Annotated in this window: 12 protein-coding genes; 2 read left to right on the top strand and 10 right to left on the bottom strand. The window is 67.0% G+C overall.

The genetic code is table 11. The annotated features are described in order from the left end of the window. Nucleotides 1–44: 44 nt before the first annotated feature. Together J2X98_RS01195 and dxr are read right to left on the bottom strand one after the other, a co-directional pair. Nucleotides 45–1,373 carry a M50 family metallopeptidase gene (locus J2X98_RS01195; RefSeq protein ID WP_141940748.1) on the bottom strand — a complete coding sequence of 443 codons (1,329 nt, stop codon included), beginning with the start codon at nucleotides 1,371–1,373 and terminating at the stop codon, nucleotides 45–47. A gap of 17 nt (nucleotides 1,374–1,390) precedes the next feature. Then, a complete protein-coding gene (dxr, locus tag J2X98_RS01190; RefSeq protein WP_307303563.1) occupies nucleotides 1,391–2,575 on the bottom strand; it encodes a 1-deoxy-D-xylulose-5-phosphate reductoisomerase in 1,185 nt (394 codons plus the stop codon). Between the two features lie 128 nt (nucleotides 2,576–2,703). On the opposite strand from dxr, the gene J2X98_RS01185 reads away from it, so the two are divergent. After that, complete coding sequence (locus tag J2X98_RS01185; RefSeq protein WP_307303561.1) at nucleotides 2,704–4,173, top strand: lipase maturation factor family protein; 1,470 nt, start codon at nucleotides 2,704–2,706, stop codon at nucleotides 4,171–4,173. Here the strand turns inward: J2X98_RS01185 and J2X98_RS01180 are convergent, their stop codons facing one another. Genes J2X98_RS01180 through J2X98_RS01150 form a run of 7 tightly spaced genes read right to left on the bottom strand, consistent with a single transcriptional unit; the run spans nucleotide 4,174 to nucleotide 12,129 of the window. Then, nucleotides 4,174–5,013, bottom strand: a complete 840-nt coding sequence (locus J2X98_RS01180; protein WP_307303557.1) for an HpcH/HpaI aldolase/citrate lyase family protein — start codon at nucleotides 5,011–5,013, stop codon at nucleotides 4,174–4,176. Continuing rightward, a complete protein-coding gene (locus tag J2X98_RS01175) occupies nucleotides 5,010–5,540 on the bottom strand; it encodes a MaoC family dehydratase (protein ID WP_307303706.1) in 531 nt (176 codons plus the stop codon). Before J2X98_RS01175 ends, J2X98_RS01180 begins: the two co-directional genes overlap by 4 nt. A gap of 32 nt (nucleotides 5,541–5,572) precedes the next feature. Continuing rightward, nucleotides 5,573–6,355 (bottom strand): CoA transferase subunit B, encoded by a 783-nt coding sequence (locus J2X98_RS01170; protein ID WP_373460812.1) that lies wholly within the window; start codon nucleotides 6,353–6,355, stop codon nucleotides 5,573–5,575. Next, complete coding sequence (locus J2X98_RS01165; protein ID WP_141946207.1) at nucleotides 6,352–7,116, bottom strand: CoA transferase subunit A; 765 nt, start codon at nucleotides 7,114–7,116, stop codon at nucleotides 6,352–6,354. Before J2X98_RS01165 ends, J2X98_RS01170 begins: the two co-directional genes overlap by 4 nt. 45 nt (nucleotides 7,117–7,161) lie before the next feature. Further along, complete coding sequence (locus tag J2X98_RS01160; protein ID WP_141940743.1) at nucleotides 7,162–8,325, bottom strand: acyl-CoA dehydrogenase family protein; 1,164 nt, start codon at nucleotides 8,323–8,325, stop codon at nucleotides 7,162–7,164. Nucleotides 8,326–8,327: 2 nt separating this feature from the next. Beyond that, entirely contained in the window at nucleotides 8,328–10,508 is a 2,181-nt protein-coding gene (locus tag J2X98_RS01155; RefSeq protein WP_373460816.1) for an ATP-binding protein, read from the bottom strand. 13 nt (nucleotides 10,509–10,521) lie between these two features. Continuing rightward, entirely contained in the window at nucleotides 10,522–12,129 is a 1,608-nt protein-coding gene (locus J2X98_RS01150; RefSeq protein ID WP_307303553.1) for a carboxyl transferase domain-containing protein, read from the bottom strand. Between the two features lie 177 nt (nucleotides 12,130–12,306). On the opposite strand from J2X98_RS01150, the gene J2X98_RS01145 reads away from it, so the two are divergent. Continuing rightward, nucleotides 12,307–12,948: an SACE_7040 family transcriptional regulator gene (locus J2X98_RS01145; RefSeq protein WP_141946205.1), complete on the top strand. Its 642-nt coding sequence runs from the start codon at nucleotides 12,307–12,309 to the stop codon at nucleotides 12,946–12,948. 38 nt (nucleotides 12,949–12,986) lie between these two features. Here J2X98_RS01145 and J2X98_RS01140 read toward each other — a convergent pair whose 3' ends face one another. After that, the gene (locus J2X98_RS01140; RefSeq protein WP_307303552.1) at nucleotides 12,987–14,384 is read right to left on the bottom strand and encodes a dihydrolipoamide acetyltransferase family protein; all 1,398 of its coding nucleotides are present in this window, start codon (nucleotides 14,382–14,384) and stop codon (nucleotides 12,987–12,989) included.

The following is a 14,384-nucleotide window of genomic DNA, read 5'->3' as shown; positions in this document are numbered from 1 at the left end:
ATCTGCCGAAGTTGGCTTTTCGGCCTGCAGCCACCAGGGCTACGTCAGAAGATATTGACCGGTTTGACGATGTCCGCGTAGATCAGGAGCGCGCTCATGCCCATGAGCAGGGCTGCAACAACATAGGTGACGGGAAGCATCTTGGCGATGTCGAAAGCTCCCGGGTCCGGCCGTCCGCGCAGCTTTGCCACCCAACGCCGGACGCCCTCGTACAGGGCACCGGCAACGTGGCCCCCGTCAAGCGGGAGGAGCGGGATCAGGTTGAATACGGCAAGCGCGAAGTTCAGGCCGGCCAGCAGGCCTACGAGCGTTGCCACCCGCGACTGCAGGGGCACGGCCTCCATCGCCGCCACTTCGCCGGCAACCCGGCCGACGCCCACTACGCTGATGGGTCCATTGGGATCCCGCGGCTCCTCGCTGAACGCAGCCTTGGCCACCCCCACCACGCGGGCGGGCAGGTTGAAGACAACGCCTGCCACCTGGCGGATGTTCTCCCCCGCCATGGGCAGGACGGACGACGCCGGCTGCGGCACCAGAGCGGTCTGGGCACCGATGCCGAGGAAGCCAACGTCCTGGTACTGGAGCTTGCCGGCCGCGTCAGTGGCCTGCCGCCCGTCAGGTCCCATCACGGGCCGGGCGGACAGGACGGGAGTAACCGTGGTGGACACCGGGTTGCCGTCCCGCTGGACGGTGATGGCCACTTCCTTGCCCGCCGAAGCCCGGATCCACTCAGTCAACTGATCCCAGCTGGTGACAGTTTTGCCGTCGAAGGAGGTGATGGTGTCGTTGGGCTTCAGCCCGGCCGCCGCCGCCGGAGTCAACTGGCAATCAGGAGAGTTGGGGTCAACGGTTTGCCCCGCGGCAACCTGGCATTTGGAGACGTCGGAAATGGTGGTGGTGGCTGTGGGAACACCAAAGCCCATCAGCAGCACCGCGATGAACAGCAGCCCGAGGATCATGTTCATGGCCGGGCCGCCCAGCATCACTACAATTTTCTTCCAAACGGGCAGGCGGTAAAAGAGCCGGTTCCCGTCGCCGGGCCCTACTTCCTCATGGGCCATGGAGCGGGCCTCGGTGGCCAGCGTCTGGAACATGCCGGTGCTCGAGGGCCGGACCGTGCCGTCCTCCTTGTTGGGCGGGTACATCCCGATCATGGAAACGTAGCCGCCCAGCGGCACGGCCTTCACTCCGTATTCGGTTTCGCCCTTACGGCGGGACCACAGCGTAGGCCCGAAGCCGATCATGTACTTGGTAACGCGGACCTTGAAGAGCTTGGCAGGGACCAGGTGCCCCACCTCGTGGAGCGCAATGGACACGGCAATGCCAAGCGCCACGAAGACGACGCCGAGGATAAAAAGTAGGACAGGGGTCATGGAGGTGCTGCTGCTTCCTAGAGACTGCTGACTGCTAAACGTTCGTGGGCCCGGGCGCGTGCCCAGCTCTCAGCATCCAGCACCGATTCCACCGTCAGCCCGGAGGAACCTGAGTGTTCGCTGAGCACACTGTCCACCGTATCCACGATGTCCGTGAAGCGGATGCGGCCGGCGTGGAACGCCATGACAGCTTCCTCGTTGGCCGCATTGAAGACAGCCGGGAAGGTGCTTCCCCGCCCGGCAGCGTCCTTTGCCAGGCCGACGGCCGGGAAAGCTTTCGTGTCCAGCGGTTCGAAGGTCCAGGCGGCCGCCTGCGTCCAGTCGCACGGGCTTGCGGCTTTGGGCACGCGGGCAGGCCAGCCGAGGCCCAGGGCGATGGGCAGCCGCATGTCCGGCGGGGACGCCTGCGCGATGGTGGAGCCGTCGACGAACTGGACCATCGAATGCACGATGGACTGCGGATGCACCACGACGTCGATCCGGTCCAGCGGGATGTCGAACAGCAGGTGGGCCTCGATGACTTCCAGGCCCTTGTTCACCAGCGTGGCCGAGTTGGTGGTGACCATCACGCCCATGTCCCACGTGGGGTGGGCCAGGGCTTCCCGGGGCGTGACACCGTGCAGTTCGTCCTTGGTCCTCCCCCGGAAGGGACCGCCCGAAGCGGTGAGGATGAGCTTGTCCACCTCGGCGGCCGTACCGGAGCGGAGGCACTGTGCGATGGCGGAGTGCTCCGAGTCCACCGGCACTATCTGGCCTTCCCTGGCAGCAGCCTTCACCAGGGTGCCGCCCACGATCAGGGACTCCTTGTTGGCCAGCGCCAGCGTGGCACCGGATTTGAGGGCCGCGAGCGTTGGTGCCAGGCCGATGGAGCCCGTGATGCCGTTGAGCACCACGTCCGCGTCAATCGCGGCGACGCGGGCAGAGGCGTCCGGTCCTGCCATGATTTCCGGACGGTAGCCGGGGCGGCCCGCTGCGGCAGCTGCGTCGTCGATCAACACCGCCAGCCGGCCGGGGTCGCCCGCGGCGATCCCCACGGCTGCGGCACGGGTGTGGACAGCCTGCCGGGCCAGGAGTTCGAGGTTGCCGCCGCCGGCGCTCAGTGCCACCACCTCGAACAGGTGCGGGGCGCCGTCGACGACGTCAATCGCCTGGGTGCCGATGGAACCGGTGGATCCGAGGATGACGATTCTGCGTGGCTGCATTGGTTAAGTATCCCGCACCCTTCAGGGCCGCCGTGCCCGCGGCGGGCTGCGGCCGTCGTCGCGCTTACCGGGCCCTGACCTGCTGTTGGACCCTTGACCGGCGTGTGGCCGGGCGTAACGTGGAACGCGTGGACTGGCTCACGTGGTTCGATGCGCCGGAGTACCAATTCGCCCGGCAGGTGCTGCAGCGGGGCGTGGCGGCACTGTATTTTGTCGCGTTCCTGTCCACGCTGAACCAGTTTCCCGCCCTGCTTGGCGAGCGTGGCCTGCTCCCCGTGCCGGAATTCCTTGGTGCGTTCACCCGCTGGCGCCGGCCCACGCTGTTCCGCTGGCGGTATTCGGATGGCCTGCTGCGTGCAGTCTGCGCGTTTGGCCTGATGGTATCGGCGCTGCTCGTGGCCGGTGTTCCGCAGCTGGGTCCACCCTGGGTGCCGCTGATCGCGTTCCTGGCCTTGTGGCTGCTGTACATGTCCATCGTGAACGTGGGCCAGACCTTCTACGGGTTCGGCTGGGAAATGCTGCTCCTGGAGGCGGGCTTCACCGTGGGCTTCCTGGGCTCCAACCAGACGGAGCCGCCCCGGACCGTCCTGGTCCTGATCGTGTGGCTGGTGTTTCGGCTGGAATTCGGCGCGGGAATGATCAAGATCCGCGGCGGCAGGGAATGGCGCGACCTGACTGCCTTGTACTACCATCACGAAACCCAGCCCATGCCCGGGCCGCTGAGCCGGCAGGCACACCTCCTGCCCAAGCCGCTGCACCGGATTGAGGTGGTGGGAAACCACATTGCCCAGCTGGTGGTGCCGTTCCTGCTGTTTGCTCCGCAGCCCGTGGCTGGTGTCGCGGCGGGAATCGTGGTGGTCACCCAGCTGTGGCTCGTGGCCAGCGGCAACTTCGCCTGGCTGAACTGGATGGCGATCGTGCTGGCGTTCGCGGCGGTCAGCGACCCCGTGGCGCACGCCGTGATCCCCGCAATCCCGGCGGACTGGAATGGCGCCGCGGGCACCCGGCCGGAAACCCCGCTGTGGTGGCTGGCCGTGACCCTGGCGGCGTCGATCCTGCTGCTAGTGCTGAGCTACTGGCCGCTGCGGAACCTCTTCTCCCGCCGGCAGCTGATGAACGCCAGCTTCAACCGGTGGCAGCTGGTCAACGCCTACGGCGCGTTCGGTACGGTGACCAGGCAGCGCATCGAGATCGTGGTGGAGGGCACGCTGGACGAGGACCCCGATGACAGTTCGGACTGGCGCGAGTACGGCTTCAAGGGCAAGCCGGGGGACGTGCGCCGGATTCCGCGGCAGTGGGCCCCGTACCATCTGCGGCTGGACTGGCTGATGTGGTTCCTGCCGCTGCGGACCGTGCACGAGGAATGGTTCTACGCCTTCCTGGGCAAGCTGCTGGCGGCCGACCGGCAGATGCTGCGGCTGCTGCGGAAGGACCCGTTCGACGGCGCCGCGCCACGCTGGGTGCGCGTGCGCAGTTTCCATTACCGCTTCACCAGCCGCAAGGAGTTCCGGGAAACAGGGAACCGCTGGGTGCGGACGCTGCTGTATGAGCCGATCCCGGCCACGTCCCTCCGGCGGCCGGAGGGACGGCAACGGTAGTTATGCCTCCACGGCGGCGCGCCGGACGATCTCCTGGGCGTGCTTGAGGATGGGGCCGTCGATCATTCTGCCCTGGTACTTGAAGACCCCGGAGCCCGCCGACGCGGCAGCGTCCAGCAGGGCGGTGGCTGCGGCCACTTCCTCTTCGCTGGGGGCATAGGCCTGGCGTACCACCCCGGCCTGGCTGGGGTGGATGCAGGCCTTGGAGCTGAAGCCTGTGGCCACGGCGTCGGCCGCTTCAGCAGCCAGCCCGTCGAGGTCCGGGATGTTGGTGTACACGGCGTCCACTGCTTCCTTGCCGTGCGCCCGCGCTGCCAGGAGCACCGCTGACCGCGCGTGCAGCGCTACTGCCCGGTAGCCGCCGTCGTCCTTCCGGCTGGAGGTCCCGCCCAGCGATGCCAGCAGGTCCTCAGCCCCCCACATCAGGCCCACCACGTTCGGTGCGGCGGCGATGGCCGGGGCGTTCAGGACGCCGAGGGCGGTTTCGCACAAGGCAATCACCTGGTAGCCCTCCAGTGCCTTGAGTTGTTCGGCGCTTTCCGCCTTGGCGAGCATCACGGTGCGGTAGGGGGTGTGGGACAGGCAGTGCAGGTCCTTTTCGAATTCCTCGGTGCCTGCCGGGTTGACCCTGACAATGGTGCAGCTGGGTTCGAGCTCCGGTTCCACACCGGTGGTCCCCAGCTGGGCCAGGATGGCGCCGCGGGCGCGCTGTTTGTCCGCGGGCGCCACCGCGTCCTCGAGGTCCAGGATGACGGCGTCCGCCCGGGCAGCGGCTTTCTGGTACCGCTCCGGCCGGTCGGCGGGGCAGAAAAGCAGGGCAGGGCCCATCACAAAAGTCATACTGGCATTGTCTCCTGTCCGGCGGTCTGCCCCTTCACATGCGCCTCGCGGGTCCACATCAGGCAGCTGCGGGTGGCACGGGCCACTACCGTCCCGTCCTGGTTGCGTCCGGTGTGCGTCATGGTCACGATGCCCTGTCCGGGGCGTGAGGCGGACAGCCGCTTGCCGGTGATCACGGTCTGCGTGTAGAGCGTGTCCCCGTGGTAGAGCGGATGCGGGAAGGAGACATCCGTCAGGCCCAGCTGGGCAATGATGGTCCCCTGGGTCAGCTGGGTGACGGACTGGCCCACCATGGTGGCAAGGGTGAACATGGAGTTCATCAGCCGCTGGCCGAAGGGCTGGCCCGCGCTCCATGCCGCGTCCAGGTGCAGCGCCTGGGTGTTCATGGTGAGCGTGGAGAACAGCACGTTGTCGGTTTCGGTCACTGTACGGCCGGGGCGGTGGGCGTACACCACGCCTTCCTCAAGCTCATCGAAGTAGAGCCCGCGCTGCTCGATGACCGGCATGCCGCCGTCGTAATGGCCCATGCCGGCGCCGGCGCCTTGGGAATCCGTACCCGTCATACCGTCAGTTCCTGGTCTTCCTCGAAAAGCTCGGCGCCGGTGGCGGCCACCACGTCCTCGACGGAGACGTTGGGGGCCAGTTCGCGCAGGACCAGCCTGGACGGGCCCCCGTCCTTGACGACGTCGATCACGGCGAGGTCCGTGATGATCCGGTCCACGCAGCCTTTGCCTGTCAGCGGAAGCGAGCACTGCTGGACGATTTTGGGGTTGCCGTTGCGGTCGACGTGCTCCATCATCACGATCACCCGCTTGGCTCCGAACACCAAATCCATGGCACCGCCCATGCCCTTGACCATCTTTCCCGGGACCATCCAGTTAGCGAGGTCTCCGTTTGCGGCTACCTCCATGGCCCCCAGGACGGCGACATCCACGTGGCCGCCGCGGATCATGCCGAAGGAGGTCGCCGAGTCGAAGAACGCCGCACCCCTGTTGACAGTCACGGTTTCCTTGCCGGCGTTGATGAGGTCCGGGTCCAGGGCATCTTCTGCCGGGTACGGCCCGACGCCGAGGATTCCATTCTCGGAGTGCAGCACCACTTCCACCCCGTCCGGGATGTAGTTGGGAATCAGGGTGGGCATGCCGATTCCCAGGTTCACGTACTGGCCGTTGTGGAGCTCCCTTGCCACCCGGGCCGCCAGTTCGTTGCGGGTCCAGCCTTTCGTTTCGGCTGCGGACGTGGAGTCACCCGTTCCGGCGTGCTGCTGGAAGCCTGCCCGGCGGTATTCCGGGCGGACGGCTTCCGGGCGGGGAGCTTCGGGGCTGTTGGGGTCCATGGTCATGCTCCTGCCTGGTTAAGTGCGACCGTCCGCTTCTCGATCCGCTTCTCGCCGTTCTGCGCCAGCACCACGCGCTGGACGAAGATTCCCGGGGTATGGATATGCTCCGGGTCCAGTTCGCCCGGCTCCACCAGTTCCTCCACCTCGGCGATGGTGATCCTGCCCGCCATGGCGCACAAGGGATTGAAGTTCATGGCCGTGGCGTGGAAGACCAGGTTGCCGTGCCGGTCGCCCTTCCAGGCGTGCACCAGCCCGAAGTCCGGGGTAAGGGACTCTTCCAGGACGTAGTCCACTCCGCCGAACGGGCGCACTTCCTTGGGTGCCGAGGCAACCGCGATGCCACCGTTGGCGTCGTACTTCTGCGGCAGGCCGCCGTCGGACACCTGCGTGCCCACCCCGGCCTTGGTGTAGAACGCGGGGATGCCGGCGCCCCCGGCCCGCAGCTTCTCGGCCAGTGTGCCCTGCGGGGTGAGCACCACCTCGAGCTCACCGGCGAGGTACTGGCGCGCGAACTCCTTGTTTTCGCCGACGTAGGAGCTGATGGTCCGACGGATGCGTCCGTCGCGGAGCAGGATGCCGAGTCCCCAGTCGTCCACGCCGCAGTTGTTGCTGACCGTTTCCAGGTTCGTGGTGCCCGCCCGGTGGAGGGCGTCGATCAGGGCCACGGGGATGCCGCAGAGGCCAAATCCGCCCACGGCCAGTGAAGCGCCATCGGGAATGTCGGCCACGGCTTCGTCAGCGCTGGCAACAACCTTGTCAATCATCATTGATCCTTTCAGGCCGGCTACGGTCCTGCGGCAGGCGCAGGACTACAATCCCAGTTCGCGGGCGATCAGCATCAGCTGGACCTCCGTGGTGCCCTCCCCCACTTCAAGGATCTTGGAGTCGCGGTAGTGGCGTGCCACGGTGAACTCGTTGATGAAGCCATAGCCGCCGAATACCTGGGTGGCATCCCGCGCGTTGTCCATGGCCGCCTCGCCTGCGACCATCTTAGCGATGGCCGCCTGGGTCTTGAACGGCTTCCCGGCGAGCATCCGGGCGGCCGCGTCGTAGTAGGCCAGCCGAGCCGTGTGGGCCCTCGCTTCCATGCGCGCGATCTTGAAGGACACGGCCTGGTACTTGCCGATTTCGTGGCCGAACGCCTTGCGTTCCTGGGCGTATTTGACGGACAGGTCCACGCAGCCCTGGGCCGCGCCGGTGGCCAGGGCCGCAATGGCAATCCTGCCCTCGTCCAGGATCGACAGGAAGTTGGCATACCCGCGCCCCTCCGCGCCCAGCAGGTTTTCCTCCGGAACCCGGACGTCCTTCAGTGTCAGGGGGTGGGTGTCGGAGGCGTTCCAGCCCACCTTGTTGTAGGGCTTTTCCGCCTTGAAGCCGGGGGTATCGGTGGGCACCAGGATGGTGGAGATGTCCTTTTTGATGGTGCCGTCCGGGCGTTCCCGCTGCCCGGTGACGGCTGTGACGGTGACCAGGCGGGTGATGTCGGTGCCGGAGTTGGTGATGAATTCCTTGTTGCCGTTGATGACCCAGTTGCCGTCCTCGCGCCTGGCGTGGGTCTTAGTGCCGCCTGCGTCGGAGCCGGCCTCGGGTTCGGTGAGTCCGAAGCCCGCGAGCGCCTGGCCGGACGCCAGCATGGGCAGCCACTCCTGCTTTTGGGCGTCCGTGCCGAACCGGTACACGGGCATGGCTCCCAGGGAGACCCCGGCTTCCAGGGTGATGGCAACGGACTGGTCCACCCGGCCAAGCTGCTCAAGCGCGAGCGCCAGGGCGAAGTAGTCCCCGCCCATGCCGCCGTATTCCTCCGGGAACGGCAGTCCGAACAGCCCCATTTCGGCCATCTGCTTCACCACTTCGTAGGGGAAGCTGTGCTCTTCGTCGTGCTTGGCGGACACCGGGGCCACCACGTTGTCGGCGAAGTCGCGGACGGTGTCGCTGAGGTCCTGGTATTCCTCGGTGAGTTCAAAACCGGTCATGGTCAGGCTCCTTCGCCTTGGCCTGCAGCGGTGTCTGCAGCTGTGTCTGGGTTGGTATCTGTGGAAGTGGCTTCCGCAGGGGGTTGGGGGTGGATGGTGGCCAGCACCTGGTCGGCCTTCACCAGGTCGCCGGTGCGGGCGGTGAGGTGGACTGTTCCGGCCAGCGGGGCCACCAGGTGGTGTTCCATCTTCATGGCCTCCACGGACAGCAGGACCTCCCCTGCCTGCACCGTGTCGCCGTCGCTGACCGGAACGGCCACCACGGTTCCGGGCATTGGCGAGCGCACTTGGGGATCGGCAGCACCTTCCTGCCGCTGGACTGCCGCCAGCACCCGTTCCAGCCGTGCCTCCCGCGTCAGGACTTCCAGGTGGCAGGACCAGCCGTCGTTGCCGAAGAAGAGCTGGAGCGGTGGTCCGGGGCTGGCCGCCGCCCGGTACTCCCACGTCGCGTCGTCAAGGGTGAGAACGGCGCCTCGACCATCCGCGGACACGTGCAGTGCGGCCGTCTGCTGCGCTCCGCCGTTGACTGCGACCACAGCCGCGTTTCCACCATTGGGACTGGGGGTGACGGCCACCGTTGCCACGCCGCCGTCGGGCGTTGCAAGGCTGACCCGGCGCGGCGCCGGCGCTCCCAGGCGCCAGCCGCTGCGCTCCTGCCATGGGCCACCCGCCGGAGCGGGGTTGTCCTGCGGCTCCAGGGAGAAGGCGTAGAGAGCAGCCGCCACTAGTTCGGGATCGCCGGCGTGCCGGAAGTCCAGGGCCGGCAGCTTCCGTTCGATCAGGCCCGTGTCCAGATGTCCGGCGCGGACGTCAGGGTCGTTGAGCAGGAGACGAAGGTACTCCACGTTGGTGTCGATGCCCAGGGCCGTGTAGCCGGACAAGGCCCCATCCAGGGCATTCAGCGCGGCCGTGCGGTCTTCACCCCAGGCGATCACCTTGGAAATCATGGGGTCGTAGTTCGCGGAAAGTTCCAGGCCTTCCATTAGGGAGGAATCCACCCTGACCCGGGTGTCCGTGCCTGCGGGCTGCTCATCCAGCCTGAGCACCGTCCCGGTGGACGGCAGGAAGTTCTTTTCCGGCACCTCTGCGTAAACCCTCGCCTCCACAGCGTGGCCGGAAAGTCCGACGTCGGGCTGCCGGAGCGTCAGTTCCGCACCGGCGGCAATCCGCACCTGCCATTCCACCAGGTCGACCCCGGTGACCATTTCGGTGACGGGGTGCTCCACCTGCAGGCGGGTGTTCATCTCCATGAAGAAGAACTCGTCGGGCGCGTCGTCGGAGACCAGGAACTCCACGGTTCCGGCACCCGTGTAGTTCACGCTGCGGGCGGCGTTGCATGCGGCTTCGCCGATCCGTGCACGGACGTCAGCCCCGTGGGGCAAACCCTCCAGCAGGGGTGAAGGGGCTTCCTCGATGACTTTCTGGTGCCGGCGCTGCAGGGAGCACTCACGCTCCCCCAGGTGGATGACGTTGCCGTGGCTGTCCGCCAGCACCTGCACCTCGATGTGCCGCGGGGTGGTCACCAGGCGTTCGAGGAACAGGGTGTCGTCGCCGAACGCGGCGGCGGCCACGCGGCGTGCCGTGGCCAGCGCCGCAGCGAGGTCCGCCTGCTTTTCCACCACGTGCATTCCTTTACCGCCGCCACCGGCCGAGGGCTTGATGAGGAGCGGAAAGCCGACGGCGGCAGCAGCTTGGGCGAGTTCACTGTCCGTCATGCCGGGCTTGGCGATGCCGGGGACCACGGGCACGCCGTACCCCGCCACGTGGTTCTTGGCCCGGATCTTGTCGCCCATGACATTCAGTGCTTCGACGCCCGGACCGATGAACGTGATCCCGGACTTCTCCAGGGCCCGGGCGAAGTCCGCGTTCTCGCTCAGGAAGCCGTAGCCGGGGTGGACTGCGTCGGCGCCGGACTGCCGGCAGGCGTCGAGGATGGCGTCAATGCTCAGGTAGCTGTCCGCCGCAGCGGCCGGCCCAATGCGGACGGCCGTGTCAGCTTCCCGCACGTGGCGCGCGCCGGCGTCGGCATCGCTGTACACGGCGACCGACCGGATTCCCAGCTGCCGCAGTGTCCGGATAACGCGGGAGGCGATTTCGCCGCGGTTGGCCACAAGGACGGTGTTGAACGGGGGCCGGGCACCTGCGGGGTTGGCGACGGCACGGGTGGCGGTGTTGGTCTGCATGGTCATTGCTGGCTCACATCCGGAAGAGGCCGAAGGAGGTCTCCGGCAAGGGGGTGCGGGAAACGACGTCGAGCGCCAGGCCAAGGACGGTGCGGGTATCGGCGGGGTCGATGACGGCGTCATCCCACAGCCGGGCTGTGGAGTAGTAGGGGCTGCCCTGGTCCTCGTACTGCCGGCGGATGGGCGCTTTGAAGGCTTCCTCATCCTCGGTCGGCCAGTCCTCCCCCGCCGCTTCGAACTGGTCCCTCTTCACGGTGGCCAGCACGCTGGCAGCCTGGTTGCCGCCCATCACCGAGATCCGGGCTGCGGGCCACATCCACAGGAAGCGTGGCGAGTACGCGCGGCCGCACATGGAATAGTTGCCCGCGCCGAAGGAGCCGCCGATGACCACGGTCAGTTTGGGGACGCGCGCGGTGGCGACGGCGGTGACCATCTTGGCGCCGTTCTTGGCGATGCCGCCCTGTTCGGCGTCCTTGCCCACCATGAAGCCGGAGATGTTCTGCAGGAACAGCAGCGGGATGCCGCGCTGGTCGCAGAGTTCGATGAAGTGGGCGCCCTTGAGCGATGACTCGCTGAACAGCACGCCGTTGTTGGCGACGATCCCCACGGGGTGTCCGCAGATCCGGGCGAATCCCGTGACCAGGGTGGTGCCGTACTCCCTTTTGAACTCGTGGAACCTGCTCCCGTCCACGAGCCGGGCGATCACCTCGTGGACGTCGTAGGGGGCATTGACGTCCGTGGGAACGGCGCCGTAAAGCCCTTCCGGGTCCACAACGGGTTCGACGGCGGCTTCCACCTGCCAGGCGGGGGCTGCGGGGGGCAGCAGCGTGGCTACGATGTCCCGGATGATCTGCAGGGCGTGTTCGTCGTTTTCGGCCAGGTGGTCAGTTACCCCTGACACCCGGGAGTGCACGTCGCCGCCGCCGAGTTCCTCGGCGGTGACGATTTCGCCGATGGCGGCCTTCACCAGCGGCGGACCGCCCAGGAAGATGGTGCCTTGGTTCCGGACGATGACGGTTTCGTCGCTCATGGCGGGGACGTAGGCGCCTCCGGCGGTGCAGGATCCCATGACGGCGGCAATCTGCGGAATCTTGGCTGCCGACAGGCGCGCCTGGTTGTAGAAGATCCTGCCGAAGTGGTCCCTGTCCGGAAACACCTCGTCCTGCTTGGGCAGGAATGCCCCGCCCGAATCCACCAGGTAAACGCACGGCAGCCGGTTCTCCAGGGCGATCTCCTGGGCGCGGAGGTGCTTCTTAACCGTCATGGGGTAGTAGGTGCCGCCCTTGACGGTGGCGTCGTTGGAGATGACCAGGACCTGCCGCCCGTGTACCAGGCCGATGCCGGCGATGACTCCGGCGCCCGGGGCCTCGTCGTCGTACATGCCGTTTGCAGCGAGCGGGGCAATCTCCAGGAACGGGCTGCCGTCATCGAGCAACTGGTCGATCCGGTCCCGCGGCAGCAGCTTGCCGCGGGCCACATGGCGGTCCCGCGACTTTTGCGGGCCACCCAGCGCGGCATCTGAAAGGCGCTTCCGCAGGTCCCCGGCGAGCGCCAGCTGCGCTTCCCGGTTGGCGCGGAACGACCCGCTGGCTGGGTCAAGCCGGGTGGCCAGGGTCTCCATCGACAATCCATCCTTGTGTCTCCGGGCCAGCTCCGCGCCAACTCGGTTAGTGACTAATAACTGAAATTTAGGTTAGTCTCGATTAACTGTGATGTCCAACACATCACCGCGTTGCTAGAATCTGCGTCGGTCCTAGGAGGAAAAGTGCCCAGCACGGGAACCCAACCCAGCGATGCAATGCAACCGGCCACCACGCCGCAGCCGGCTCCCACCACCCAACGCGGAAAGGCCAAGGAGTACCGCAGGCAGGCGCTGCTGTCTGCCGCGGCGTCGCTGTTCGCGCTCAACGGCTTCAACCGGGTATCCCTCGAGGACCTGGGCGCGGCGGCAGGTGTCAGCGGCCCCGCCGTCTACCGCCACTTTCCCGGCAAGCAGGCAGTGCTCGCCGACCTGCTGGTCACCGTGAGCCAGGAACTGCTGGAGGGCGGACGCCAGGTGGTGGCAGGATCGGCCGATCCGCTGGCCGCACTCAAGCAGCTGGTGGAGTTCCAGGTGGATTTTGCGCTCGGCAAGCCGGACGTGATCCGGGTGCAGGACCGGGACCTGAGCAACCTGTCGGAGCAGGACCAGTCCGCGGTGCGCACCCTCCAGCGCAGCTACGTGGAGGTGTGGGTGGACGTCCTGGCAAAGGTCCACCCCGGGACCGACACCAGCGAACTCCGGATGCGCGCCCACGCCACGTTTGGCCTCATCAATTCCACGCCGCATTCGGTCCGCAGCCATGGCAGGCGGATGGCGCCCGGCGTCGCCCGCCCCCTGCTGGAGCGGATGGCACTCGCCGCCCTGATGGTGGACGGCCCGCCCACCGGCTGGACATAAAGCCCCGGAAATTACCGGGCCCGGTGAAGGTACCGCGCCTAGACCATGCTGAGCACCATGCCCGGCTCGGCCAGGATGGCTCCGACGTCCGCCAGGAAACGGGAGCCCTGTTCGCCGTCCACAAGCCGGTGGTCGAAGGACAGGCTCAGGGTGAGCACCTTGCGGAGCGCCACCTCACCCCGGTACTCCCAAGGCATGGTCCGCACCGCACCGAGGCCAAGGATGGCCGCCTCTCCCGGGTTCAGGATGGGAGTACCCGCGTCAATGCCAAACACGCCGATGTTGGTGATGGAGATCGTGCCGCCGGACAGGTCCCCGGGCGCCGTCTTGCCTGCCCGCGCAGTTTCGGCGAGCGCCGTCAGCGCCTGGGCGAGCTGCGGCAGAGGCAACGCGTCCGCATCCTTGATGTTGGGAACCGTGAGCCCCCGGGGCGTGGCGGCAGCGATGCCGAGGTTCACGTAATTGAACGTGACAATTTCCTGGCGCTCTTCGTCCCAATGCGAATTCAGCGACGGGTTCCGGCGCAGGGCAATAAGGACGGCTTTGGCGGCAAGCGTCAACGGGGTGAGCTTGATGCCGGCAAAGGCCTTGCTGTCCTTCAGCTTGGCCAGCAGCTCCAGGCTGGGAGTGACATCCACGGTTAGGAATTCCGTCGCATGGGGCGCGGTGAAAGCGCTCTGCACCATGGCCGCCGCAGTGTATTTGCGGACGCCTTTGATCGGGATGCGCGTCTCCCGCTCCCCCGGATGCGTCCCGCCGGAGAAAGCCACAGGCTCCGCCGCGGGCGCGGCAGTCTCTTCCCCGTGCCCCGCGTACTCCTGGACGTCTTCCCGCGTGATCAGCCCGCCCGGACCGGTGCCGGAAACCCGGGCAAGGTCCACTCCCAGGTCCCTGGCCAGCTTCCGGACAGGAGGCGTGGACCGGGGGCGTTCGGCGCCCCTGGTTTCGACAGGCTTGGTTTCGACAGGCTTGGTTTCGACGGGCTCAACAACTGGGCGCCTGGTGTCGACAGGCTTGGTATCGACGGGCTCAACCACCGGCGCAAAGTTGCGCGGGCGCCGTGTGGGCCGTCCGGATCCCTCGACGACGGCGCCGTAACCCACCAGGTTCGGTTCCCGTTTGGGCGTTTCCACCACCGCCTCCCCCGGTCCCGCGGACAAGGCGCCGGACGGGGGTGAAGGCGACCCGCCGTCGTCGTCCGCTACTTCGAAGGAGACGATCGGCTTGCCCACCTCCACCACGGAACCGGGCTGCTCGTGAAGCTCCTTGATGACCCCGGCGAAGGGTGACGGGAGCTCCACCACGGCCTTGGCGGTTTCCACCTCGGCAATGACCTGGTTCAGGCTGACGGTATCGCCAACGTCCACTTTCCAGCTGAGGATTTCGGACTCCGTGAGTCCCTCCCCCAGGTCAGGAAGCCGGAATTCCTTAATCAT

This window comes from Pseudarthrobacter enclensis (genome assembly GCF_030811655.1).
In the GTDB taxonomy this organism is placed as follows: domain Bacteria; phylum Actinomycetota; class Actinomycetes; order Actinomycetales; family Micrococcaceae; genus Arthrobacter; species Arthrobacter enclensis_A.
This window is presented reverse-complemented; position numbering and strand designations above follow the sequence as displayed.

Bases quoted from the DNA above. Each gene is read 5' to 3' on its own strand.
- J2X98_RS01195 (WP_141940748.1), bottom strand. From the start codon at position 1,373: ATGACCCCTGTCCTACTTTTTATCCTCGGCGTCGTCTTCGTGGCGCTT.
- dxr (WP_307303563.1), bottom strand. From the start codon at position 2,575: ATGCAGCCACGCAGAATCGTCATCCTCGGATCCACCGGTTCCATCGGC.
- J2X98_RS01180 (WP_307303557.1), bottom strand. From the start codon at position 5,013: ATGACTTTTGTGATGGGCCCTGCCCTGCTTTTCTGCCCCGCCGACCGG.
- J2X98_RS01175 (WP_307303706.1), bottom strand. From the start codon at position 5,540: ATGGGCCATTACGACGGCGGCATGCCGGTCATCGAGCAGCGCGGGCTC.
- J2X98_RS01170 (WP_373460812.1), bottom strand. From the start codon at position 6,355: ATGACCATGGACCCCAACAGCCCCGAAGCTCCCCGCCCGGAAGCCGTC.
- J2X98_RS01165 (WP_141946207.1), bottom strand. From the start codon at position 7,116: ATGATTGACAAGGTTGTTGCCAGCGCTGACGAAGCCGTGGCCGACATT.
- J2X98_RS01160 (WP_141940743.1), bottom strand. From the start codon at position 8,325: ATGACCGGTTTTGAACTCACCGAGGAATACCAGGACCTCAGCGACACC.
- J2X98_RS01155 (WP_373460816.1), bottom strand. From the start codon at position 10,508: ATGCAGACCAACACCGCCACCCGTGCCGTCGCCAACCCCGCAGGTGCC.
- J2X98_RS01150 (WP_307303553.1), bottom strand. From the start codon at position 12,129: ATGGAGACCCTGGCCACCCGGCTTGACCCAGCCAGCGGGTCGTTCCGC.
- J2X98_RS01145 (WP_141946205.1), top strand. From the start codon at position 12,307: ATGCAACCGGCCACCACGCCGCAGCCGGCTCCCACCACCCAACGCGGA.
- J2X98_RS01140 (WP_307303552.1), bottom strand. From the start codon at position 14,384: ATGATTAAGGAATTCCGGCTTCCTGACCTGGGGGAGGGACTCACGGAG.